The sequence below is a fragment of the Megamonas sp. genome, assembly GCF_986095205.1.
The window spans coordinates 1-1,149 of record NZ_CFQVBI010000048.1; the positions used below are offsets into that span (position 1 = coordinate 1).

General features: G+C 34.4%; 1 protein-coding gene. It reads left to right on the plus strand.

Going from position 1 to position 1,149, the window contains the following annotated elements:
- Window positions 1-1,149: S-layer homology domain-containing protein (locus tag AC5LAX_RS06900; protein WP_493263814.1), on the plus strand; the 1,149-nt coding region annotated here is incomplete at its 5' end.

The window sequence follows — 1,149 nt, forward strand, 5'->3', positions numbered from 1 at the left end:
AAAACAATGACACGTTATGAAATGGCTCAGATTGTAGCTCGTGCTATGGCAAAAGAAGATTTACAAAAAGCAGATAAAGCTATTGTAGATAAGTTAGCTGCTGAATTTGCAGAAGAACTAGATAATTTAGGTGTTAGAGTAGCAGACCTTGAAAAGAAAAGTGATAATGTAAAATTCACAGGAACAGCTCGTTTACGTTATGATGATGGCGATATCAATGCTACTGGTCCAAAAGCAGGTGACGGTAAAGACAGTGCAAGTCATGCACATATTGAATACTGGATTAAAGGAAAAGTGAATGATAATTGGACTGGCGTAGCTCAGATTGAAACAGAATATAATATGAAATCTGATAGCATCACTGCATATGGAGATAAAGATATTCAAGTAAATAAAATATATGCAGAAGGTAATTTCGGCGATAGCATGTTAAAAATAGGTCGTTATGGAGAATTTTCTTCATATGGAAGAATTATCGATACTGAAATTTCTGGTGCAGAATATACATTTGAAGCTGGCGATTTATCTGGAGCATTAACTTATGGTAGATTAAAAGATAGTAGAACATTAGCTGGAACTAAATTCGAAAATAAATCAGGTGGAGAATATGGAGCATATCTTGGAACAGAATATTCTTCTGCTAGATTGAAATATAATCTTAGCCCAGTAACAGCAATTGGTGCAACATATGGTAGATTAAATGAAGTAACAGTAGAAGAAAAAGGCAATAATTTCCAAGATAGTGTAAACTTCTGGGAAGCAGGATTTAATACAAAACTTGCAGATAATTTAACATTAATGGCAGCATATAGTAAATCTGATTTAGATGGAGTAACAGATAGTGTTGGCAGTGAAGTAGTAAATGATGGCTGGTTTAGTGAACTTCGCTATAAACAACACAATCCAAGTGATGTAGGTTCCTTTGCAATCTTCACAAACTATAGAAATGTAGGTGCATTCTCAACAATAGATGCAACAGTAGACTATACTGAAAACGTAAGAGGATGGACACTTGGCTTTGACTATGTACCAATGGAAAATACAACAATAGAAGTATTCTACACAACAGGTACACAAGTAAATGCAACAAGTACAGAAGGTAGACAAGATGTAGATATCTTCCGTGCACAAATGGAATTTTATTTCTAA